Source organism: Micromonospora craterilacus (genome assembly GCF_003236315.1).
Lineage (GTDB): Bacteria > Actinomycetota > Actinomycetes > Mycobacteriales > Micromonosporaceae > Micromonospora > Micromonospora craterilacus.
Window position 1 is genome coordinate 1 of the sequence record NZ_POTY01000110.1, and the last position, 21,706, is coordinate 21,706.

The 21,706-nt window shown below is 71.1% G+C and carries 23 protein-coding genes and 2 tRNA genes; 16 read left to right on the forward strand and 9 right to left on the reverse strand.

The window, feature by feature from the left end; genetic code table 11:
• Positions 1 to 23: 23 nt before the first annotated feature.
• The 4 genes from C1I95_RS18170 to bcp all read right to left on the reverse strand — a co-directional run bounded on the left by C1I95_RS18170 (position 24) and on the right by bcp (position 1,850).
• Positions 24 to 215 carry a hypothetical protein gene (locus C1I95_RS18170; RefSeq protein ID WP_111215009.1) on the reverse strand — a complete coding sequence of 64 codons (192 nt, stop codon included), beginning with the start codon at positions 213 to 215 and terminating at the stop codon, positions 24 to 26.
• A gap of 57 nt (positions 216 to 272) precedes the next feature.
• Positions 273 to 836, reverse strand: coding sequence for a GNAT family N-acetyltransferase (locus tag C1I95_RS18175; RefSeq protein WP_111215010.1), 564 nt, complete (start codon positions 834 to 836; stop codon positions 273 to 275).
• Between the two features lie 408 nt (positions 837 to 1,244).
• Positions 1,245 to 1,330: transfer RNA gene (locus tag C1I95_RS18180), tRNA-Leu, on the reverse strand.
• Between the two features lie 43 nt (positions 1,331 to 1,373).
• Positions 1,374 to 1,850 carry a thioredoxin-dependent thiol peroxidase gene (gene bcp / locus C1I95_RS18185; RefSeq protein WP_111215011.1) on the reverse strand — a complete coding sequence of 159 codons (477 nt, stop codon included), beginning with the start codon at positions 1,848 to 1,850 and terminating at the stop codon, positions 1,374 to 1,376.
• 255 nt (positions 1,851 to 2,105) lie between these two features.
• On the opposite strand from bcp, the gene C1I95_RS18190 reads away from it, so the two are divergent.
• The 4 genes from C1I95_RS18190 to C1I95_RS18205 are packed head-to-tail and all read left to right on the forward strand — an operon-like array spanning position 2,106 to position 4,778.
• Complete coding sequence (locus tag C1I95_RS18190) at positions 2,106 to 2,822, forward strand: energy-coupling factor ABC transporter permease (RefSeq protein ID WP_111215012.1); 717 nt, start codon at positions 2,106 to 2,108, stop codon at positions 2,820 to 2,822.
• Positions 2,819 to 3,223 (forward strand): PDGLE domain-containing protein, encoded by a 405-nt coding sequence (locus tag C1I95_RS18195; RefSeq protein WP_111215013.1) that lies wholly within the window; start codon positions 2,819 to 2,821, stop codon positions 3,221 to 3,223. The genes C1I95_RS18190 and C1I95_RS18195 overlap by 4 nt, the downstream gene beginning before the upstream one ends.
• Positions 3,224 to 3,228: 5 nt before the next feature.
• Positions 3,229 to 3,999 carry a cobalt ECF transporter T component CbiQ gene (gene cbiQ / locus C1I95_RS18200; RefSeq protein WP_111215014.1) on the forward strand — a complete coding sequence of 257 codons (771 nt, stop codon included), beginning with the start codon at positions 3,229 to 3,231 and terminating at the stop codon, positions 3,997 to 3,999.
• Positions 3,996 to 4,778 carry an energy-coupling factor ABC transporter ATP-binding protein gene (locus C1I95_RS18205; RefSeq protein WP_111215015.1) on the forward strand — a complete coding sequence of 261 codons (783 nt, stop codon included), beginning with the start codon at positions 3,996 to 3,998 and terminating at the stop codon, positions 4,776 to 4,778. The genes cbiQ and C1I95_RS18205 overlap by 4 nt, the downstream gene beginning before the upstream one ends.
• Here the strand turns inward: C1I95_RS18205 and C1I95_RS18210 are convergent.
• Genes C1I95_RS18210 through C1I95_RS18225 form a run of 4 tightly spaced genes read right to left on the reverse strand, consistent with a single transcriptional unit; the run spans position 4,733 to position 7,734 of the window.
• Positions 4,733 to 5,893, reverse strand: coding sequence for a hypothetical protein (locus tag C1I95_RS18210; RefSeq protein WP_233513730.1), 1,161 nt, complete (start codon positions 5,891 to 5,893; stop codon positions 4,733 to 4,735). The genes C1I95_RS18205 and C1I95_RS18210 overlap by 46 nt on opposite strands.
• The gene (locus C1I95_RS18215; protein WP_111215016.1) at positions 5,890 to 6,606 is read right to left on the reverse strand and encodes a DsbA family protein; all 717 of its coding nucleotides are present in this window, start codon (positions 6,604 to 6,606) and stop codon (positions 5,890 to 5,892) included. Before C1I95_RS18215 ends, C1I95_RS18210 begins: the two co-directional genes overlap by 4 nt.
• A complete protein-coding gene (locus C1I95_RS18220) occupies positions 6,599 to 7,087 on the reverse strand; it encodes a MauE/DoxX family redox-associated membrane protein (protein ID WP_111215017.1) in 489 nt (162 codons plus the stop codon). Before C1I95_RS18220 ends, C1I95_RS18215 begins: the two co-directional genes overlap by 8 nt.
• Positions 7,084 to 7,734 (reverse strand): sigma-70 family RNA polymerase sigma factor, encoded by a 651-nt coding sequence (locus tag C1I95_RS18225; protein ID WP_199523804.1) that lies wholly within the window; start codon positions 7,732 to 7,734, stop codon positions 7,084 to 7,086. The genes C1I95_RS18220 and C1I95_RS18225 overlap by 4 nt, the downstream gene beginning before the upstream one ends.
• Before the next feature lie 245 nt (positions 7,735 to 7,979).
• Here C1I95_RS18225 and C1I95_RS18230 point away from each other — a divergent pair, with 245 nt between their 5' ends.
• The 3 genes from C1I95_RS18230 to C1I95_RS37325 all read left to right on the forward strand — a co-directional run bounded on the left by C1I95_RS18230 (position 7,980) and on the right by C1I95_RS37325 (position 11,498).
• Positions 7,980 to 9,644, forward strand: coding sequence for a copper resistance CopC/CopD family protein (locus C1I95_RS18230; RefSeq protein WP_111215030.1), 1,665 nt, complete (start codon positions 7,980 to 7,982; stop codon positions 9,642 to 9,644).
• 22 nt (positions 9,645 to 9,666) lie between these two features.
• Positions 9,667 to 10,431, forward strand: a complete 765-nt coding sequence (locus C1I95_RS18235) for a YcnI family copper-binding membrane protein (protein ID WP_111215018.1) — start codon at positions 9,667 to 9,669, stop codon at positions 10,429 to 10,431.
• 140 nt (positions 10,432 to 10,571) lie between these two features.
• Complete coding sequence (locus C1I95_RS37325) at positions 10,572 to 11,498, forward strand: hypothetical protein (protein ID WP_111215019.1); 927 nt, start codon at positions 10,572 to 10,574, stop codon at positions 11,496 to 11,498.
• A gap of 121 nt (positions 11,499 to 11,619) precedes the next feature.
• On the opposite strand, the gene C1I95_RS18245 is transcribed toward C1I95_RS37325, so the two are convergent.
• Entirely contained in the window at positions 11,620 to 12,909 is a 1,290-nt protein-coding gene (locus tag C1I95_RS18245) for a glycosyltransferase family 87 protein (protein ID WP_111215020.1), read from the reverse strand.
• A 73-nt stretch (positions 12,910 to 12,982) separates the two neighbouring features.
• Between C1I95_RS18245 and orn the strand changes: the two genes are divergently transcribed.
• The 9 genes from orn to C1I95_RS18290 form a co-directional block, all read left to right on the forward strand.
• On the forward strand, positions 12,983 to 13,573 hold the full coding sequence (orn, locus tag C1I95_RS18250; protein WP_111215021.1) for an oligoribonuclease: 591 nt from the start codon (positions 12,983 to 12,985) through the stop codon (positions 13,571 to 13,573).
• A gap of 94 nt (positions 13,574 to 13,667) precedes the next feature.
• Positions 13,668 to 13,743 (forward strand) — tRNA-His (locus C1I95_RS18255).
• Between the two features lie 416 nt (positions 13,744 to 14,159).
• Positions 14,160 to 15,314 (forward strand): dipeptidase, encoded by a 1,155-nt coding sequence (locus C1I95_RS18260; RefSeq protein ID WP_233513731.1) that lies wholly within the window; start codon positions 14,160 to 14,162, stop codon positions 15,312 to 15,314.
• Entirely contained in the window at positions 15,311 to 16,933 is a 1,623-nt protein-coding gene (locus C1I95_RS18265) for an ABC transporter substrate-binding protein (RefSeq protein ID WP_111215023.1), read from the forward strand. The genes C1I95_RS18260 and C1I95_RS18265 overlap by 4 nt, the downstream gene beginning before the upstream one ends.
• A 31-nt stretch (positions 16,934 to 16,964) precedes the next feature.
• Positions 16,965 to 17,918, forward strand: coding sequence for an ABC transporter permease (locus C1I95_RS18270; RefSeq protein ID WP_111215024.1), 954 nt, complete (start codon positions 16,965 to 16,967; stop codon positions 17,916 to 17,918).
• 88 nt (positions 17,919 to 18,006) lie between these two features.
• Positions 18,007 to 18,891, forward strand: coding sequence for an ABC transporter permease (locus tag C1I95_RS18275; RefSeq protein WP_233513732.1), 885 nt, complete (start codon positions 18,007 to 18,009; stop codon positions 18,889 to 18,891).
• Between the two features lie 3 nt (positions 18,892 to 18,894).
• Positions 18,895 to 20,076: a M24 family metallopeptidase gene (locus tag C1I95_RS18280; RefSeq protein WP_111215026.1), complete on the forward strand. Its 1,182-nt coding sequence runs from the start codon at positions 18,895 to 18,897 to the stop codon at positions 20,074 to 20,076.
• Positions 20,073 to 20,909: an alpha/beta fold hydrolase gene (locus tag C1I95_RS18285; protein WP_111215027.1), complete on the forward strand. Its 837-nt coding sequence runs from the start codon at positions 20,073 to 20,075 to the stop codon at positions 20,907 to 20,909. The genes C1I95_RS18280 and C1I95_RS18285 overlap by 4 nt, the downstream gene beginning before the upstream one ends.
• Positions 20,906 to 21,706: ABC transporter ATP-binding protein (locus C1I95_RS18290; RefSeq protein WP_111215028.1), on the forward strand; the 801-nt coding region annotated here is incomplete at its 3' end. The genes C1I95_RS18285 and C1I95_RS18290, both read left to right, overlap by 4 nt.

Below are 21,706 nucleotides of genomic sequence, written 5' to 3' on the forward strand. Positions count from 1 at the left end.
GCCCCGTCCCGCCCGACGCCGTCTCACTCGACTGCGGTCGCGGCGAGCGCGGACGCCGCCGTGGTGGGGACCGAGCCACTGGCCGCGTCGCCGGGCTGCGGTGGCTGACCGACTGCGCGCCCGACGCAGCCCTCCTGCGGTGGCTGACCGGCCGTGCGCCCGACGCAGCCCTCCTGCGGGCCGGGCTGGATCGTGCCGCCGATGATCGTGGCCACGTGGGTGCGGCCGGCTCGCCCCGACCGGGCTGTCCCGGACGTCGGCCCCGGGCGACCTCAGTCGGCGGCGGAGTGGTTCTGGTCGTGCCGCTCCTCGGCCAGGCCGAGCCACATGAGGATCTCGTCGCGGTCGTCGCCGGGACCGACCCGCAGCGCCCCGGGCCACCGCCCCACCTCGCGGTACCCGAGCCGGCGGTAGAACCGGTCCAGCCCCAACCCGTCCCGCACGGTCACGTGCAACGCCGCCAGCCCGAGGCCACGAGCGACCCGCTCGGCCTCGCGCATCAGCAACTCGCCGTACCCACGGCCCTGGGTGTCGGGGTGGATCATCACCCGGGTGAGCACGCGCAGGTGCGTCTTCAGGTGGAAGCGTGGATCGGTGAAGATCGCCATGGCCACGAGCCGGTCGTCGTCGTAGCCCAGCAGCAGCCGGTCCGGGCCGTCCGCGATGCCGGCCAGCGTCGGGTCGGCGATCGTGCGTACCTTCTCGGCGGTGACCGGCGCCACGAAGCCGACCGCACCACCGGCGTTGGTGACGTCGACCCAGAGCGCGACGATCCGCGCACGCAGCTCGGGGGTCAGCTCCGGATCGAGGACGAAACGCAGGCTCACGCCGGTCATCCTCGCCGGACGAAGGCCGGACCGCCCGTGATCGTGATGCTCCCGACAGGGACGGTCAGGTTGTGCGCCGTGGTCAGCCGAACGTGAACCGGTTCCCGCTGGTCGCGGGTGATTCTCTGTCCGTGACCGCGATACGCCGGGCCGGGGATCGTGCCGCGTGACGTGGGATCCCGTCGGCACTTGCGTCGGCCGGCGCGACGTGATGGCCGTGATCATGAGTGAACACAAGATTTCCCAACGGCCTGCGCCGCGCCGATCCCACGGGTCGAGATGCGAGTGCGAGATCTTGGACAGTTTCCGTTACGCGCTAACGGTAACTGTCCAAGATCTCGCCGGGATGTCGCGGTAACGCCGAGCTTCGAAACTCGACCGGCTCATCGGTTGCGATGTATCGCGTGATGAAACCTATGGTGCGGGAGGGGGGATTCGAACCCCCACGTCCTTTCGGACAATAGGACCTAAACCTACCGCGGCTGCCATTACGCCACTCCCGCCAGCCGGGGAGAGTCTAGAGCGTCCCGCCGGCTCGGTGACAGCTCAGTCCAGGCCGAGGTCGCGGCGGAGCTTGGCGACGTGGCCGGTGGCCTTGACGTTGTAGAGCGCCCGCTCGATCTTGCCGTCCTCGTCGATGACGAACGTCGAGCGGATCACCCCGGTCACCGTGCGGCCGTACGACTGCTTCTCGCCGTACGCCCCGTACGCGGTCAGCACCGCCTTGTCGGTGTCGGCGACCAGCGGGAAGGTGATCGCGTCGCGCTCGCGGAACTTCGCGAGCTTCTCCGGCTTGTCCGGCGAGATGCCGACCACCTCGTAGCCGGCGGTTTGCAGCGAGGCCAGCGAGTCGCGGAAGTCGCACGCCTGCTTGGTGCAGCCGGGGGTCATCGCGGCCGGGTAGGCGTACAGGATGACCTTGCGGCCGCGCAGGTCGGCCAGGGTGAGCTGCCCGCCGGCGTCGGTGGGGAGGGTGAACTCGGGTGCCGGGTCACCGGGGGAGAGGCGAGCGGGTGCGGTCATGGATCGACCCTACCGCCGCCCGGACCGGGCCTACCGTCAGCGCCGCGCGCCGGCCATCAGATCCACCTTGGTAAGCAGCCGGACCCGCGCCGGCAAACAGCCGTACCCGCGCCGGTCACCCGCCGGTCCGGCCGCCTCTGACCAGGCCAGAGTGATCAACACCATCCCTGTTGCCAGGTATTGGCAACAGCATGGTGCGGGAAATACGCTCACCCCTGCCGGCGCGGATAAGCCCGCCGACGCGTGGGAGGTCGCGTGGAAACCCTGGCGATGCACATCTCGAACGGGATCATCAACGGTCCCGTCGCCGCGATCTTCGCGGTGATCGCGCTGGCGGCGATGGCGTTCTGTGTCATGCGCGGCCGGCAGGACCTGGACGACCGGCTGGCGCCGATGGCCGGCCTGGTCGCCGCCTTCATCTTCGCGGTGCAGATGCTCAACTTCCCGATCTTCACCGCCGGCGTGAGTGGCCACCTGCTCGGTGGCGCGCTCGCCGCCATGCTGGTCGGCCCCTGGGTCGGCGCGCTCTGCGTCGCCGTGGTGCTGGTGGTGCAGGCGCTCGTCTTCGGCGACGGCGGGGTGGCCATGCTCGGGCTCAACATCACCAACATGGCCGTCATCGGCATCGCGGCGGCGTACCTGCTGATCGCGCTGCTGCTGCGGGTGCTGCCGCGTACCACGACCGGGCTGGCCGTCACCGCCTTCGTCGCCGCGCTGGTCAGCGTGGTTGTCGCGGCGCTGGGCTTCGTGGTGCAGTACCAGCTCGGCGGCACCACCGACCTCGGCGGCAACCTGGCCGGGCTGGCCGGGACGATGGCCGTGTCCCACCTGTTCATCGGCATCGGCGAGGGCCTGATCACCGCCACCACGGTGGTCACCGTGGCGAAGGTCCGGCCCGACCTGGTGTACGCGTTGCGCGCCCTGAAGCCGGCCGCGCCGGCATCCGTTCCGGCTGTCGGAGGTGTCCGGTGAGGAAGCGTTCCTGGGGGTTCATCGTCGGCGGCATGCTCGTCGCGCTGCTGCTGGCCGGCGTGGTGAGCAACTACGCCTCGGCGCACCCGGACGGGCTGGACTCCTCGCTGCGGGCGGGCTGCACGTTCGACGCCGACGACGAGATCACCGGCGGCAGCTGCCCGGCCCAGCAGGAGAAGGAGCACGAGATCGGCGGGCCGCTGGCCGACTACGGCATCGCCGGGCTCGACAACGACTTCCTCTCCACCGGCCTGTCCGGCGTGCTCGGCGTACTGCTGACCTTCGCCGTGGCCGGCGGCGCGTTCTGGCTGGTCCGTCGGCGCGGCTCGGCCGAGGCACCGGACGCCGCCGGGTCGCGGGACGCGGCGCAGCCGAGCACCGCCGCCACGGGCCAGGGGTAGCGCGGATGGGAGCCGGTCACGCCCACGTGCTGTACCGCGAGTCCGACTCGCCGGTGCACCGGCTGCCGCCCGAGGTCAAGATCGCGGCGATGGTGGCGTTCACCGTCGCCGTGGTCGCCACCCCCCGCGAGGCGATCTGGGCCTTCGGCGCGTACGCCCTGCTGGTCGCGGCCGTCGCGGCGCTGGCCCGGGTGAACGCCCGGTGGCTGCTGGTCCGGTCCACGATCGAGCTGCCGTTCGTGCTTTTCGCGTTCGCGCTGCCGTTCCTCGGTGCTGGCGAGCGGGTGGACCTGCTCGGGCTGAGCCTGTCCGCCGACGGCCTCTACGGCGCGTGGAACATCATCGCCAAGGGCACTCTGGGCGTGTGGGCGTCGCTGCTGTTGGCGGCGACCACCACCACCCGCGACCTGATCGTCGGGCTGGACCGGCTGCGCTGCCCGCAGATCCTCACCCAGATCGCCACCTTCATGCTGCGTTACCTGGACGTGCTGGTCGGCGAGGCCCGCCGGATGCGGGTCGCCCGGATCTCCCGCGGCGACGATCCGCGCTTCCTGTGGCAGTTGCGCGGCTTCGCCGCCGGTGTCGGGGCGCTGTTCCTGCGGGCCTTCGAGCGGGGCGAGCGGGTCTACCTGGCGATGCTGTCGCGCGGCTACACCGGCCGGATGCCGGCGGTGTGGCAGGGCGGGGGCGCGGCGACGACCGGGCAGTGGCTGGTCGCGGCCACCGTGCCGGTCCTGGCGGGCACCGTCGCCGCCACCGCTGCCGTGCTGACATGATTCGTGGCGTGCAACCCACCGCGCCCAGCCTGGACGTCCGTGGCGTCCGGTACGCCTACCCCGACGGTCACCTCGCCCTGCACGGCGTCGACCTGACGGTGGCCCGGGGCGAGCGGGTCGCCCTGCTCGGGCCGAACGGTGCCGGCAAGACCACGTTGGTGCTGCACCTCAACGGCATCCTCACCGCCACCGAGGGCAGCATCGCCGTCGGTGGCCTCACGGTCGGCCCGGACCGGTCGACCCTGGCCGAGATCCGCCGGCGGGTGGGCATCGTCTTCCAGGATCCGGACGACCAGCTCTTCCTGCCCACCGTCGCCGAGGACGTGGCGTTCGGGCCGGCCAACCTGGGGCTGCGCGGCGCGGAACTCGCCGCCCGGGTGGACGAGGCGCTGGCCGCGGTGGGCATGTCCGAGCACCGGGACCGGGCCCCGCACCACCTGTCCTTCGGGCAGCGCCGCCGGGTGGCGGTGGCCACCGTGCTCGCCATGCGCCCGGAGATCCTGGTGCTCGACGAGCCGTCGTCGAACCTCGACCCGGCGGCCCGGCGGGAACTGGCCGTCATCCTGCGCGGCCTGCCGGTGACCCTGCTGATGGTCACCCACGACCTGCCGTACGCGTTCGAACTCTGCGACCGCTCGGTGATCCTCGACGGTGGCCGGATCGTGGCCGACGGGCCGACCCCGGAGATCCTCGGCGACGAGCCACTGCTGGCCCGGCACCGTCTCGAACTGCCCTACCCGTTCAGCCCCACGCTGCCGCCCGCACCGGTCCGGGAGTAGTCGGCCGAGCTGTCCCGACCGTGCCGGTTGCTCGGGCCGGAACGGCCGGCGGGGGCGACTGTGCGACCGGTGGCGTGCAGCCGCAGGGCGGCTGCGGCGAGCGCACCGGCACCGGCGACGACGACCAGGACGACCAGCACCCGGGCGGCGGTGGCCGGCCACGGCACCGGGGGAACGGAACGGGTGAACGCGGCGGCGTTGGTCACCCCGGCGAACAGGGCCAGGCACGCCCCGGCCAACGCCACCACGAAGTCGACGCCGGCCCGACGGGTCAGCGCCCAGCCGCCGGCGGCGACCGCACCGAGCCCGGTGAGCAGCCCCCACACCGGGCCGGTCAGCAGCCCGGCCAGCACGCCGCCGAGCCCCTCGGCGCCGGCGTCGAGTACCCGCCCGACGGTGAGCACCACGGCCGCCAGTCCGCCGGCGGCCAGCAGCCCGCCGAGCCCGGCCAGCGCCCGCCCGCCCGGTGCCGAGGCCGCCGGCAGCAGCCCGGCCGCACCCACCGCGAGCGCGCCGAGCGTGATCGCCACCCACCAGGTGTACGCGTCCGGCGGGGGCACCCAGTCCAGGGTGCCGCGGATCTCCATCGGACCGTCCGTGGCGCGCAGCGGCACCACCCAGTCGCGTACCCGGTGTTCCCGGTCGGGGGCGGCGCGGACCTGCGCGGGCGGCCCCGACTCGCGCCACAGCGCCCGCTGGTCGTGCCAGCGGGCGGTCGTGCCACCGTCGACCCGCCGCCACTGTGGCGCGGCGGCCGGGTCGACCTCGGCGGGCAGGACGGTGTCCCCGGCGATGGTCCGGTTCAGGTAGGTGGCGGGCGAGCGGGTGTTCTCGAACACGCCGTCCGGGCCGACCCGCAGGTACGGCTCGCCCGAGTAGCCGATCACCTCGATCGGCTCGTGGCCGGTGTTGGTCAGTTCCAGCCGGGCGCCCGCCTCGACCAGCCGTACCCGAAGCTCCGGCCGGGCCGGGGTCACGGCGGTGACCTCGGCCCGGTAGTCGGTGCCGTTCGGCGCGTCCGCGCCGTGCGCGAGCGCGGGGGCGGCGGTGGCCAGGATCGTGGTGACGGTGCCGGCCAGCAGCAGCCCGGCACGGGTCAGCAGGGCTCGGGTCACCTGCCGGCCGCCTCCACGGCGGCGGTGATGTTCTCCGGCGTCCACTCCTTCACCTGCTTGCCGTCGACCAGGATGGTCGGCGTGCCGGTGACGTTGGCGCGGGTCGCCTCCTCGGTGACGTGCGTGGTCCACGGCTTGAACTTCGCGTCGCGGACGCAGGTGCCGAAGGTGTCGCGGTTCAGCCCGACCCCGGCACCGATGTCGATCAGCTCGTCGTTGCTCAGCCCGGCGCTGTTCTCCGGCGGTTGCTTCTCGAACAGCGCCTTGCCGAACTCGGTGAACTTGCCGCCCTCGGCGGCGCAGCCGGACGCGCTCGACGCGCGGGTCGAGTACTCGGTGCTGGAGAAGCGGTTCAGGTAGGCCACCGGGTGGTACACCACCCGCACCTTGCCGTCGCTGATCAGCTTGTCGATGGTGGCGCCGCTGGTCTGCTCGAACTGCTTGCAGGCGGGGCAGAGGTAGTCCTCGTAGATGTCCATGGTCACCGGCCCGGTGCCGACCACGATGCCGTTGCCGCTGGGGTTGGCCCCGGGCGGCGCGGTGAACTCCCCGGATTTCCGGCTCGACTGGATGCTCCAGCCGATCAGGCCGGCGATGACCAGCACCGCCACCGCACCGACCGAGATCCACAGCGTCCGTTTGCGACGCCGTTCCCGAGCCATCTGCTCCCGGACCACCCGGGCCGCGTCCTTGCGTCCCTTGCGACTACTCATCGTTGTCCTCCACCGGTTCGCCCGTCAGCACGCCGTCCAACGAGACGGCGGTGCGGGGCCAGATCAGCAGGAACCCGGCCAATGCCAGGAAGCCCACGTCCCGGAGGATCTCCGGGAGGTAGCTGGGGGACTGCCCGGCCGGTAGCTCACCACCCGAGCCGAAGCAGCCGCAGTCGATCGCCAGCCCCCGCGACCAGGCCGAGACGATGCCCGCGATGAAGACCAGCAGCAGCGCTGCGGAGAACCCGGCGGCCAGCCGGGTGGCCAGCCCGAGCAGCAGCAGTACGCCCAGCGCCAGCTCGACGAAGGGCAGCACCGCGCCGACCACCACCGACACGTCGTACGGCAGCACCTGGTAGGCGTGCACCGCGCGGCCGGAGGCGGCCAGGTCGCCGACCTTCGAGGCGCCCGCGTACAGCCAGACGGCGGCGAGCCCGAGCCGGACGGCGAGCCCGAGCCAGCGGAGCAGCTTCCCGTTCACCCTGCCAACGCCTCGCCGACGGCGTCGACCAGCCCGGTGCGGGCCCGGGCCACCCGGGACCGGATCGTGCCGACCGGTACCCCTTCCACCGCGGCGGCCTCGGCGTACGACAGGCCCAGCAGCTGGGTCAGCACGAACGCCCCGCGCCGCTCGGCCGGCAGCCGGTGCAGCAGGTCGGTCGCGCCGAGCTGACCGGCCGGGTCGGGGTGCGGCGCGTCGGTGTGCGCGTGGGCGGTGAGCCGTTGGTCGAGCCGCCGCCGTCGGACCACCGTGCGCAGGTGGTCGGCGCAGGCCCGTCGCGCGATGCCGAGCAGCCAGGTGCGGGCGCTGGAGCGGCCCTCGAAGGCGGGCAACGCCCGGAACGCCCGCAGGTACGTCTCCTGGGTGAGATCGTCGGCGCTGTCCGGATCGACCAGGGCCGCCGCGAACCGCCACACCTCGGGCTGGGTGGCCCGGACGAAGGCGGCCTGGGCGGCCGGGTCGCCATCCCGGGCGGCCAGCGCCCAACCGGTCGCCGAGTCCGCGGTGGCCGGGTTCGAGGAGGCCGACTTCGCGGGGGCCGACTTCGCGATGGTCAACTCCGGTGCGCGCCCGGCGACCGCGCCGGTGTCGGCGGTGGCGGAGATGTCGCGCGGGGCGGGGATCACGACAACCCAGGTTACGCGGCGACGCCCTGAGCAGCAGGGTCCTTCGGCCCTTCCATGTGCTGCACCACGCCGGGAACTTTCCCGAGGCTCCGGCCGACTACCCGCGTATGACCCCCGGCCCCGGACACGTGCGCGCGGTGGCGCGCGCCGGCGGCGCCGCTGCCGCGTGCCGGGTCGTGCGCGAGAACGGCGTGGTCAAGTCGAGAGCGAGGGCGGGTCGCCAGGACCGGGTGTCGTCGGCGAGCATGACGGGCATGTCTGCCGCCCTACGCCGCCGATTCGCCCGGTTCAACGCCGCCGCCGGGCTGCTGGTCACCATCGTCGCCCTGCTGCTCGCCCCGGCCAGCCCGGCCAGCGCCCACGCCGTGCTGTCCAGCAGCAGTCCCGCCGCCTCGACCGTGGTGCCCAGCGCACCGGCCGAGGTGGTGCTCACCTTCAGCGAGCCGGTCCGCAAGGTGCCGGACAAGATCCGGGTCATCGCGCCGGACGGATCCCGTGCGGACCGGGGTGAGCCGACCTTCGCCAACAGCGTGGTCAACATCCCGGTCGACACCTCCGCCGGAAACGGCACCTACCTGGTCACGTACCGGGTGATCTCCGCCGACAGCCACCCGGTCTCCGGGGCGTTCACCTACTCCGTCGGCGCCGCCTCCGCGCCGCCGGTGGACACCGGCAACGACAGCCGCGCGGACCCGGTGGTCAGCACCGCGATCAAGGTCGCCAAGTTCGTCGGCTATGCCGGCCTGCTGCTGGTGGTCGGCCCGGCGCTGGTGCTCGCCCTGCTCTGGCCGCGCCGGCTGTCCCGCCGGGGACCGGCCCGGCTGGCCTGGACCGGCCTCGGGCTGGTGGCGCTGGCCACAATCGCGGTGACGCTGTTGCAGGTGCCGTACACCAATGGCGGCGGGCCGTTCGACATCACCGGCGAGGGGCTCAGCCTGACGCTCGGCAGCGCCTTCGGGGCCGCGCATCTGGTCCGCCTCGGGCTGCTGGCCGCGGCGGTGTTCCTGCTCCGGCCGCTGCTGGCCGGGTCGGTGGGCCGTGCCGACCTGGTGATCCTCGGCGTCCTCGCCGGGGCAGCGCTGCTCACCTGGCCGCTGGCCGGGCACCCGGCGGCCTCGCCCGCTCCGGCGGTGTCGGTTGTCGTCGACGCGGTGCACCTGGGCAGCATGGCGGTCTGGCTGGGTGGGCTGGTGATGCTCGCCGTGTTCCTGCTGCCCCGGGCCGACGAGCGGGAGCTGGGTGCGATCCTGCCGATCTGGTCGCGTTGGGCCGCCCTGGCGGTCTCCGCGTTGTTGCTCGCCGGCGTTGTCCAGGCCCTGATCGAGGTGGCCACCCCGGCGGCGCTGGTGAGCACCCAGTACGGGCGGCTGGTGCTGGCCAAGATCGGGCTGTTCGCGGCGGTGATCGCGGTGGCCGCCTACTCGCGATACCTGGTCCGCAAGCGGATCGCGGCCAGCCGGCCGGCGCCGGTACGCCGGGCGATCCTGGCCGAGCTGGCGATCACCGCGATCGTGCTCGGCGTGTCGGCCGTGCTGGTGCAGACCCCGCCGGCCCGCACCGCCTCGGCCGACGTGGCCGCCCTCGACGGCGGCTCCTTCAGCACCAGGGTGAACAGCTCGCTCTACTCGCTGGAGATCGAGGTCACGCCCGCCGAGCGGGGCAACAACTCGGTGCACTTCTACGCGTACACGCTGGACAACCGGCCGCAGCCGGTCGTCGAGTGGAAGGCCACCGTGGCGCTGCCGTCGGCCGGGATCGAGCCGATCGACGTCCCGCTGCTGCCGCTCACCCCCAACCACGCCACCGGGGAGATCACCCTCCCCGCGGCGGGGGAGTGGGAAATGCGGGTCACCGCCCGCACCACCGAGATCGACCAGGCCACGGTGACCGCCACCGTGCCCATCCGATAGCTCCGATAGGAAGGTTCCACCGATGATCCGTCACCGGCGTACCGCAGGCGCGGCTGCCGCCCTGGCGCTCGGCGCCATCGCCACGGCCGTCTTCGGCTTCGCGGCACCCGCGTCGGCCCACGTTACGGTCAATCCGAACGAGGCCAAGCAGGGCGGCTACGGCCGGTTCGCGTTCCGGGTGCCGAACGAGAGCGACTCGGCGTCGACCACCAAGCTGGAGGTCTTCCTGCCGGAGAACGCCCCGGTCGGCTCGGTGTCCACGATGCCGGTGCCGGGCTGGACGGTGGCGGTGGAGAAGCGCAAGGTCGACCCGCCGGTGCAGGTGCACGGCAGCGAGATCTCCGAGGTGGTGGCCAAGGTCACCTGGACGGCCAGCGGCGACGCGGCGATCGCCCCGGGCACCTTCCAGGAGTTCCCGATCTCCATGGGTCCGCTGCCCGAGGTGGACCAGATGGTCTTCAAGGCGCTGCAGACCTACTCCAACGGCGACGTGGTGCGCTGGATCGACGAGCCGGAGCCGGGCAAGGAGCTGGCTGCCCCGGCGCCGGTGCTCACTCTCACCGCCGCCACGCCGGCCACGCCGTCGGCCGCGCCCGCGGAGTCGCCCGCCGTGGCGGGTGGCGCGGCCGACGACGGCGACGACGGCAACGGGCTGGCCGTCGGGCTCGGGGTCGCCGGGCTGATCGCCGGGGTCGGTGGGCTGGTGCTGGGCGGGCTGGCGTTCGCGCGTACCCGGCGCGCGGGCGGCGACACCGCCCAGAGCGGCGAGCCGGCACCGACGTCCTGACCGTCACCGCCTCGCGGGCCCGCCGGAGATTCCGGCGGGCCCGCCCGCTTTCTACGTCCGTGCCGTGGATATCCGCTGATCGGCGGCTCCGTCTGGGTAAGGTCGGCCGGGTGTTTTGGCTACGGAGGGGGACAGGGCGGATGCGTTTCGTGTGGGCGCTGACCGGAATGGTGTTGCTGGCGATCGGCACCACCGCGCTGCTCGGCGCTGCCGCGCTCGGCCTGTTGACCGGCCGTGCCGCCCCCGGCGGGGCGTTCACCGCGCAGTTCGAGACCGTGCAGACGCCGGGGCACGCGGTGGTGGTGACCGACCTCGACGCGCTGGTGCGGCAGGAGGTGCCGTTCGCCCGAGGCGGGCAGGCCCGGCTGCGGCTGGATGCCCGTACGCCCGACGGGCCGGCGTTCGTCGGCCTCGCCCCGGCCGAGGAGGCCCGGCGGTGGCTGGCGGGGGCGCCGCACGCCGTGGTCCAGCGGATGGCGCTGGCGCGGGGACCGTTGCCGGTCCGGCTGGAGCAGGTCACACCGGCGGACGGTACGCCGCCGACCGTCCCGGCCGGCCCCGGCGCACAGACCTTCTGGGTGCGTGCCGGTGCCGGCGTGCTGGAGTGGAGCCCCGACGAACTGGCCGGCCAGCGGCTCAGTCTGGTGCTGATGCGGCCCGACGGCCAGGCCGACCTGGCCCTGGACCTGCGCGCGGAACTGCGGGCCGGGTGGATCGCACCGGCCACCTGGGGCTCGCTGACCGGCGGGATGCTGCTGGTGATCCTCGCGGCGCTGGTCCTGCTGCGCCCGATGCGCCCCCGTGAGGTGGTGTTCGTGGTCGAGCCGGACCAGGTGCCGGTGCTCGCCGGCCGGCTCGGGGTGACTTCGCTCAGTGGCCTTGGTGCCCCGGCACAACCCGGGCCACGCCCGCTGCCCGTACGGCAGCTCGTGTCGGTGGGCAGCGTGGTGTCCAACCCCTTCCGGCCGGCGATCGCTCCGATGCCGCGACCGGAGACGCTCGCCGACCTGCCCGCCGACCTGCCGGCCCCACACCACCCGCTGCGTCCCGCCGCGCCACCCCGCTGAACCCGCCGCCGGGCGGTGAGGGGACAGACGGCGGGCGGCCCTCCGCGCTGCCGACACGGAGGGCCGCCCTCACCGGGGGATATCGGTGCTCATCGGAGGGGATGAGCTGTTTAGCGCAAGATTACCGGTGAATGGGTGTCCCGGGAAGAGTGTCCGCTTCGTGCGACTCATCCGTCGGGATGTCGGCCCCGGCGCGCACCGGTAGGGCGACCAGCAGCACCAGGCAGAGCAGCACGTACGCGTTACGGAGCAGGAACTCCCAGGGGGTGTCGGTACGCGACGGGGCGGCCCCGAAGTCGTAGAAGGACACCACGCCGTACACGATGATCGCGGAGGTGCCGACGGCGAGCCTGACCAACCGGCGGCGCCGGCGTGCCCCGGCGGCGGTGCGCGGGTCGGTGCTCAGCGCCGCGTCGGCCAGGATCACCACCGCCGGAATGAACCAGTAGATGTGGTGAATCCAGGTGATCGGGCTGATCAGCGCCGCCACCAGGCCGGTCAGGGTCAGGCCGGTGAGCGCGTCCCGGGCGCGGGCCGCCCGTGCCGCCCGCCACAGCCCGTACCCGACGACGGCCGCCACCAGCGGCAGCCAGATCAGCCGGCTCGGCTCCTCCGGGGCGGTGATCCGGCTCAACAGCCCGAACAGCGACTGGTTGCCGGTGTAGTCGGTGCGGCCGACCCGGTCGGTGGCCCACAGCTCGTGGGTCCAGAACCGCCAGGAGTCCCCGGGCGCGGCCGCGGCGGCCAGCAGGGTCGCTCCGGCGGCGGTCGCCGCCGCCACCGCCGCCGCGCGCCAGCGCCGGCTGGCCAGCAGGTAGACCACGAAGATGCCCGGGAACAGCTTGAGCGCCGCCGCCAGCCCGATACCCACCCCGGCCCACCGGCTGTTCCGCGGTACGGCGAACAGCAGGTCGGCCAGGATCAGCACCACCAGCAGCATGTTGATCTGGCCGAAGGTGATCGTCTCCCGGGTGCTCTCCACCGCGAGCACGAGCAGCACCCCCACCACGAGGGTGAGCAGGCGGGGCAGGCGGTGCCGGCGGATCACCGGGTCGAGCAGCCACCTCGTGGTGACCACCACGGCCAGCAGGGTCAGACCGGTGAAGATCGTCACGGTCGCGCCCAGCTTGAGCAGGCCGAACGGCAGCAGCAGCAACGCGGCGAACGGGGGATAGGTGAAATACAGCTCGCCCTGCACCCGGTCGGGCTGTACGTAGTCGTAGAGCGGGTTGCCGGCGGCCCACCAGTCCATCGCCGACATGTAGATCTTCAGGTCGAAGAAGTCGTGCACCGTGTTCGGCAGGTAGAGCGCCGGCAGGACGGCCGCCAGCGCCAGCAGACCCACCACTCGCCGCGCCGTACGGCTACCGGAGTCGTCGACAGCGGAGGTTGTGGCGGGATCGGCGGGCACGGGGAAGACCCTAGCGGTCAGTCGCGCCGGCGGCGCGCAGCCACGGGGCTTGGGCTGCGCGTAGGCTGTCCCGATGGCTGATCTTCTCGTCTGGATCGACTGTGAGATGACCGGGCTCGACCTCCGGGGCGACAAGCTGATCGAGGTCGCCGCACTGGTCACCGACCCCGATCTCAATGTGCTCGGAGACGGCGTGGACGTGGTGATCCACGCCGACGACGCGGCGCTGGACGCCATGCCCGAGATCGTCCGGACAATGCATGCCAAGTCGGGGCTGACAGACGAGGTACGCCGTTCCGCGGTCACCCTGGCCGAGGCGGAGGACCTGGTGCTCGACTACGTCACCCGGCACGTCAAGGATCCTCGTACCGCCCCGCTGTGCGGCAACTCGATCGCCACCGACCGCGGGTTCATCGCCCGGGACATGCCTCGCCTCGACGCCCACCTGCACTACCGCATGATCGACGTCTCCTCGATCAAGGAACTGTGCCGCCGCTGGTATCCCCGGGTGTACTTCGGCCAGCCGCAGAAGGGCCTGGCGCACCGGGCCCTGGCGGACATCCGGGAGAGCATCCGGGAGCTGGAGTACTACCGGCGTACCGTCTTCGTCCCGCTGCCCGGGCCCGACGTGGAGACCGCCAAGGCGATCGCGGCCGGGCTCTGAGCGCGTCCACCCCAACCCGCTGGACGCGGTCGGCCGTGGTGTGGGTATTATTTCTCCGCACCCGCTCCGGGCGTTCGACCGGCGCGGCGGCATGGTGGCTGTAGCTCAGTTGGCAGAGCACCGGGTTGTGGTCCCGGTTGTCGTGGGTTCAATTCCCATCAGTCACCCCAATGGTCAGGCCCCCTCCACGGAGGGGGCCTGAGTCGTTCCGGGCGGAGGCCCTGACCATCCGGCGGCGCGGAGTGGGCAGCGAGTCGTGGTCCTAGTGGTCTGACCACTAGGTTGAGTGGCGTCGACGATGCGGCTTGCTGGTGCTCCTCCGTTCGAGGATCCCGGCCTCGGGTGTTAGGCGTGATCCGGCTCGGCCGACCTGCTGCGGTTCCCGCACAACCGTCCCGACCTGCGGGAATGTCCGCGTTCTCGATAACGGTCATGTCACGAGGTGTTCCTAAACCCGAGTGTCTCTCGGTACGTTGCGACGAGGCATGAGGTCGGACCTCATTCCTCATGCCTCTGATCTGACGAGGTGAGTTGACGAGTGCAGGAACCCGCCCCCCGCTACGCCGGATACCGATCCTTCGACTACTTGACGCCGCACGCTGACTACAAAGTCTTCGAGCTGGCACCACAGCTCGGCCGGGTGCCCGGACACGACCTGGGCCTGAGCAGCGACCAGCGCGCCCGGGTCGCCCGGCTGCTCCACGAACACATGGCCATCTCGCTGCATGAGCACCCGAAGATCCTGCCGGCCGACGTGACGCAGCTGCGCGACTACAACCGCACCGGCCGCAATTCGTTCGGGTTCGAGGGCCTGGCCCGCTCCGGCCTGACCGCAGTCTTCGACAACTTCATGAACGGCACCGGCTGCGTGACCAGCGAGCACGCCTGGAAGTGGGACGACGTCGTCTACGACATCGGCCTGCGCTTCGCCGACATCGCCAAGCAGGACCACGTGGTGGTGGCGACCACGCTGGAACAGATCTTCGAGGCCAAGCGCAACGGCCAGATCGCCCTGGTGGCGGGTCTGGAAGCGGCCACGATGATCGAGAACGAGCTGGACCGGATCGACATTCTCTACGGCTTCGGCGTGCGCCAGATGGGCATCGCGTACAGCCAGGCGAACATGCTCGGATCCGGCCTATCCGAGGACCGCGACGGCGGGCTGACCCACTTCGGTCGGCGCGCGGTGGACCGGATGAACAAGCTCGGTATCGCCATCGACATCTCGCACTCCGGCGATCAGACCTCGCTGGATGTGATCGAGGCCAGTCGGGTTCCGGTGTTCATCACCCACGCCGGTGCCCGTTCGGTCTGGAACACCCCTCGGATGAAGCCGGACGAGGTGATCCGGGCCTGCGCCGAGCGGGGTGGCGTGATCGGTATCGAGGCCGCTCCGCACACCACCCTCTCGGCGGGCCATCCGCACCATTCGATCGAGTCGGTGATGGACCACTTCACGTACTGCGTGGAGTTGGTCGGCATCGACCACGTGGCGTTCGGCCCGGACACCAACTTCGGTGACCACGTCGGGCTGCACGACAGCTTTACCCAGCACCTGGCGATCGGAAAGGCCCACGGGGTGGTCGACCACCCGAGGGTGGAGTACGTGAGCGGCATGGAGAACCCGGCGGAGTGCTTCAGCAACATCGTCGGGTGGCTCGTCACGCACGGTTACTCCGACGACGAGATCGCCAAGGTCATCGGCGGCAACATCATCCGGGTTCTTCAGGAGGTTTGGTGAAAAAGACAGTCAAGGGTCGGTGGCGGCTCGCTGTCGCGCTCGGCGTGGTGGCCACGCTGGGTGTCTCCGGCTGCGGTCTGAACGAGGACAACTCGTCCTCCAGCGGCTCGTCGGACACGGTGCTGCGGATCGGCACCACCACCGACGTGAGCAACTTCAACCCGCTGCAGTCGCTGAGCAAGACCGACTCGTGGATCCTCAACGCGATGTACCCGCACCTGCTGCGGATCGACGAGAACGCGCAGAAGGCCCCCGAGTTGGCCAAGGAGTACCGCTACGAGGACGACGGCAAGACGGCCGTGTTCGAGCTGCGCGACGACTTCAAGTGGACCGACGGTCAGCCGGTGGTGGCCGAGGACGTCAAGTTCAGCGCCGAGAAGATCATGGAGTACAAGCTCGGCAACGTGGCGGCGAAGCTGACCTGGGTCGAATCGATCGAGGCGCCGGACGCGACCACCGTCAAGTTCAAGCTCTCCCAGCCGTACGCGCCGTTCGCCGAGGGTGTCGGCTTCTGGATGTCGATCGTGCCGAAGCACATCTTCGAGAAGGCCGGCGACCTCTCCAAGTTCCCCAACGACACGAACTGGGTCGGTGCCGGGCCGTTCGTGCTGGACAGCATGACCAAGGGCCAGCGCTACGTGATGAAGCGCAACGAGCACTACCCGCTCGCGCCGGAGGGCAAGGCCGCGGTCAGCCAGGTCGAGTACCGGGTCTACCCGGACGTGAACACGATGATGCTGGCGCTGCGTAACGGCGACATCGACCTGATGGGCACCCCGGTGCCGGTGTCGGCGGCGAAGACCTTCGAGAACGACTCGAAGATCAAACTGGAGAAGGTCGGCGCGCTGGGCTTCGCCCACCTGACCTACAACATGAAGAACAAGTACCTCGCCGACCAGCAGGTCCGGCAGGCGCTGTCGATGTCGGTCGACACCAAGGCGATCATCTCGGCGGTACTCCAGGGTGACGGCCAGCAGATGGCTGGGCCGATCTCGCCGATCTTCGCCGAGTACGACAACACCGAGATCCAGCCGTACCCGTTCGACCCGGCGGGGGCGAAGGCCAAGTTGGCCGCGGCGGGCTACCGGGACGCCAACAACGACGGCTTCTTCGACGAGCTGTCCTTCGGCGTGGCGTGCGACCAGTCCAACGCGAACATCACCCGCGTGGTGCAGCTCTTCCGGGAGAGCGCGGCCAAGGCCGGCATCAAGCTGGAGAACGAGTGCGTGGAGCGGAACACCTTCCTCACCCGCACCAAGAACGGCGAGTACGACATCGACGCCTCGCAGTGGGGCGTGTTCGACAACCCGATGGACCAGCTGCGCAGCACCTACCTGTCCAGCAACCCGGGCGGCATCAACTACAACCTGCTCGAGTCGGCGGAGATGGACACGCTGATCAACGACGCGGCCGGCACCACCGACCCGGAGGCGTTCAGGGCCAAGATCAAGAACCTTGACAAGGTCGTGCACGAGCAGGCGTACCTGACCCCGCTGTACGTGGAGAACTTCCAGTTCGCCTACAACGCCAGCAAGTTCACCGGCTTCTCCCCGTCGCCGTCGGACCTGCTTGGCATGGTCACCGCGTACTCGCTGGCCCAGGTCACCCCGGTCAAGTAACCCCCAACCAGAGGGAAAGGAGGGGTCCCCCGTGGTGCGTTTCGTGCTCAGCCGGGCACTGAAGGCCGTCCTGACCGTGTGGATTGCGATCACGTCGACTTTCTTCCTGCTCCGGCTGCTGCCGGGGGACCCCACGACCCTCATGGTCGAGGGGGACATGACGCCGGAGATGCAGGCGGCCCTGCTCAAGACGTACGGCCTGGACCGTCCGCTGTGGGAGCAGTACGTGTCGTACCTGCGCGAACTGGTCCAGGGCAACCTGGGCATCTCGTTCCGACAGATCCAGCCGGTCACCGACATCATCCTCGACCGCCTGCCGTGGACGTTGCTGCTGGCCGGCAGCGCGTTCGTCCTCACCGTCGCCGTCGGTATCCCGATCGGCGTGACCGCCGCGGTCAACCGTGGCAAGTGGCTCGACCGCGCGCTGCAGGGTTTCGGCATCAGCGCGAACGCGCTCTTCGTGCCCAGCGTCGCCATCCTGCTGCTGGTCTTCTTCGGCGCCCAGCTCGGCTGGTTCCCGATCGGTGGGGCGATCGACCCGGACACCCGGGGCGTCGGGGCCTACCTGAGCCTGGCCCACCACCTGGTGTTGCCGGTGCTGTCACTGATCCTGGTGCAGCTCGGCCCGTACGCGCTGACCCTACGCACCAACATGATCGAAGTCCTCGGTGAGGACTACATCCGCGCCGCGCAGGCCCGCGGCCTCTCGGCCCGGCGTCGGGTCTGGAAGCACGGCCTGCGCAACGCGATCCTGCCGGCGCTGACCCTGATGGGTCTCCAGTTGGGCACCCTGGTCGGCGGCGCGGTGCTCACCGAGACGGTCTTCGCCTACCCCGGGGTCGGCCGGCTGATCTACGAGGCGGTCGGGCAGCAGGACTACCCGGTGATCCAGGGGGCGTTCATCATGCTCGCCGTCACCGTGGTGATCGCCAACGCGCTGACCGACATGCTCTACGCCGTTCTCAACCCCAGGATCCGGCTGTGAGCGCGAGGAGTGCAGCGAAGCGGAGCACCGCAGTCGCGAACTCGGAGACCGCTGTGATCGCCGCCACCAAGAACGAAGGGAGGGTGCCGTGAGCGCCCCCGTGCTGACCGAGCAGGCGATTCCGCCGGTCGCTCCGGCCACGACCAGGCGGTCCTCCTGGTACGCCTACCTGCGTCAGCCCACTGTGGCGCTGTCGGTGCTGGTGCTGCTCGTGATGGTGCTGATGGCGGTCTTCGCGCCGCTGATCGCCGACGAGCCCAGCGGCGCCGGCCCGGACGTGCTGCAACCGCCGTCCGGAGCGCACTGGTTCGGCACCGACGACCTCGGGCAGGACATCTTCGCCCAGGTGGTCTGGGGCACCCGGACCAGCCTGGTGATCGGCCTGGCCGCCTCGTTGATCGCGATCGTGCTGGGCACCGCGATCGGGCTGGCAGCGGCGTACTTCCGCCCGATCGACGCGGTCGCCACGGTGATCACCGACGTGATGCTGGCGCTGCCCACCCTGCCGCTGATGATCATGCTGGCCGCGGTGGTGAGCCCGAGCGTCTGGACCCTGACCCTGATCATCGGATTCTTCGCCTGGCCCGAGGTGGCCCGGCTGATCCGCTCGCAGGGGCTGGTGATCAGCGCGATGCCCTACATCGACGGGGCCCGGGTGCTCGGCGCCACCGGCTGGCGGATCGTCACCCGCGAGATCCTGCCCGCCGTCGTCTCGCTGATGATCGTCAGCGTGCTGCTCACCGCCTCCCGGGCGGTGATCTCCGAGGCTGGCCTGAGCTTCCTCGGCCTCGGCGACCCGGACGCCTGGTCCTGGGGACGGATCCTGCTCAACGCCCAGCGCAGCGGCACGATCGCGATCGCCTGGTGGCAGACGCTCTTCCCGTCCCTGGCGATCCTGCTGCTGGTGCTCTCCGCGACCCTCGCCGGAATGCGGTTCAACGACACCCGTGACCCCCGCCGCAACGGAGGCTGACCAGTGCGACTGCCCGAGAGCTTCTACACCAGCGTTCGCACCCGACTCAGCGAGGCGCTCGACGAGCGCGGCCTGGACGGCTTCCTGGCCACGTCCCCAGCGGACGTCGCGTTCCTCAGTGGCTTCTTCTACATCGCCACCGAACGCCCGGTCTACCTCTGGATGCCGCGCGAGGGTGACCCGCTGCTGGTCATCCCGCGCCTCGACGAGGAGTACGCCGCCCAGCAGGGCGTCACCATCCCGATGGTCAGCTACTTCGAGTTCCCGGGTGTGGTCAGCGCCGAGGAGACCCTGGCCGCCGCGCTGCCCCGCCCCGGCGGGGCGGGACGTCGCATCGGCGTGAGCGCCGGCGTGTCGGTGGCGGCGTACCGGGCACTGTCCCGGGCCATCGCCGGCGCCGAGCTGGTCACCACCGACGCGGTGGCGAAGCTGCGGCTGCGCAAGTTTCCCGAGGAGATCCCGTTCCACGAGGCAGCCGCTGGGATCTGTGACGAGATGCTCGCCGCCGGTCGAGGGCTGATCGAGGAGGCGCTGGCCTCCGGCGGGCCCCTGCCCCGTGAGGACGAGATCGCCCGGCACGTGATCGGGTACGGCACCGACCAGATGTACGCCCATTACGACCTGGTGGTCTACACCACCAAACTGGCCGGCGGGCTCGTCTACGCCGGGCCGAACTCGGCCCTGCCGCACGGCCTGCCGACCCGTCGGCGGATCCAGCCGGGCGACACGCTGATCCTCTCCCTCGGCGCGGCGGTGGCCAGCCGGTTCGTGGAGAGCGAACGCACCTTCATCGTCGGTGAGCCCAATGCCGAGCAGGTGCGCTACTACGAGGCCGACCGGGAGGCGCAGGAGGTCGGCACCCAGGCGATGGTCGCCGGGCGGACCTGCGCCGAGGTCAACAAGATCTGCCTGGACGTGCTGCGTGAACACGGACTGGGCGACTACATCCGGCACCGGCAGGGGCACGGCATCGGTCTACAGAACCACGAGGCGCCGTGGGTCGAGGACGGCGACGACACCGTGCTCGCCCCCGGGATGCTGCTCTCCAGCGAGCCCGGTGTCTACGTTCCCGGCCACGCCGGCTACCGCATTTCCGACACGGTCCTGGTGCGGGAGGCCGGCCCGCGCCGGCTCACCGGCTACCCGCGCGACCTGGCATCCAACGTCATCGAGGGGGTCCGATGAAAATCAACGGAGCGGAACTGGTCGTCGAGGCGTTCGGCCCCGAGGACGGGCCGGCGATGATCGTGCACCACGGCGCGCCGGGTCTGGGCTCGCGCAGTGAGCCGAAGCGCTCGTTCGGCCCGTTCTCCGACCGGATGCGGGTCATCGTCTTCGACGCCCGGGGCTCCGGCGAGTCCAGCGACGACGAACCGTTCACCCACGAGCAGTGGGTGGCCGACGTGGACGCGATCCGGGAGCACTTCGACTACGAGAAGATCGTCATGGCCGGCGGCTCGTACGGCGGGTTCGTCGCCCTGGAGTATGCCATCGCCCACCCGGACCGGGTCTCCGCGCTGGTGCTGCGGGACACCGCGGCGGACACCGCGCACGACCACCTGGCGGTGGAGCGGGCTCGCAACACCGACCGTTCGGTGATCCCGGAGTGGGTCATCGACCGGATCGGCACCGGCCGGTTCGAGAGCAACGAACAGCTGCGGGAGTACTGGCGGGCCATCCTCCCGCTCTACGACCACCAGCACGACCCGGCCAGGGACGAGGCGCGGCTGGCCGCCACCCGCTTCCACTACCGGACCCACAACGCGGCCTTCGGGCAGAACATGCCCCGCTACGACCTCAAGCCGAAGCTGCCGTCGATCACCTGCCCGACCCTGGTCACCGTGGGCCGGCACGACTGGCGTACCCCGGTGGCGGCCTCGCAGGTCATCGCGGACCTGATCCCGAACGGCGAGCTGATGGTGTTCGAGAAATCCGGCCACTCCCCGCAGCTGGAGGAGCCCGAGCTGTTCCAGCAGGTGGTGCGGGACTTCCTCGGCCGAGCCGGAGTGCTGCGATGACCCTGTTGGAGATCGCCGACCTGCGGGTCGCGTTCCCCGGCCCGAGCGGGCCGGTCAACGCGGTCAACGGGGTGTCGCTCGGCGTCGACTCCGGGCAGACCCTGGCCATCCTCGGCGAGTCCGGCTCTGGCAAGAGCGTCACCGCCCAGGCGGTGATGGGCATCCTCGACGTGCCGCCCGCGACGATCACCGGTTCGGTCCGGCTGCGGGGGCGGGAGCTGCTCACCCTGCCGCGCAAGCAGCGTGACCGGGTCAGCGGCGAAGAGATCGGCATGGTGTTCCAGGACGCGATGGCCGCGCTCAACCCGGTCTTCACCGTTGGGCACCAGATCATTGAGGTGCTGCGGGTCCGCCGCGGCATGTCCAAGGCCGACGCCCGACGCCGGGCGATCGAGCTGGTCGACCGGGTGCGGATCCCGGCGGCCAAGGACCGGATCCGGGACTACCCGCACCAGTTCTCCGGCGGTATGCGCCAGCGCATCATGATCGCGCTGGCCATCTCCCTGGAGCCGGACCTGCTGATCGCCGACGAACCCACCACCGCCCTGGACGTGACCGTGCAGGCCCAGGTGATGGAGCTGCTCGCGGAGATCCAGCGGGACAGCGGGATGGGCCTGCTGCTGATCACCCACGACCTGGGGGTGGTGGCCGAGGTAGCCGACGACGTGGCGGTGATGTACGCCGGCCGGATCGTCGAACGGGGCACGGTCGAGCAGATCTTCGCCGGTCCGGCCCACCCCTACACCGAAGGGCTGCTCGCCTCGATGCCCCGGGTGGACCGGCGCGACGAGCAGCTC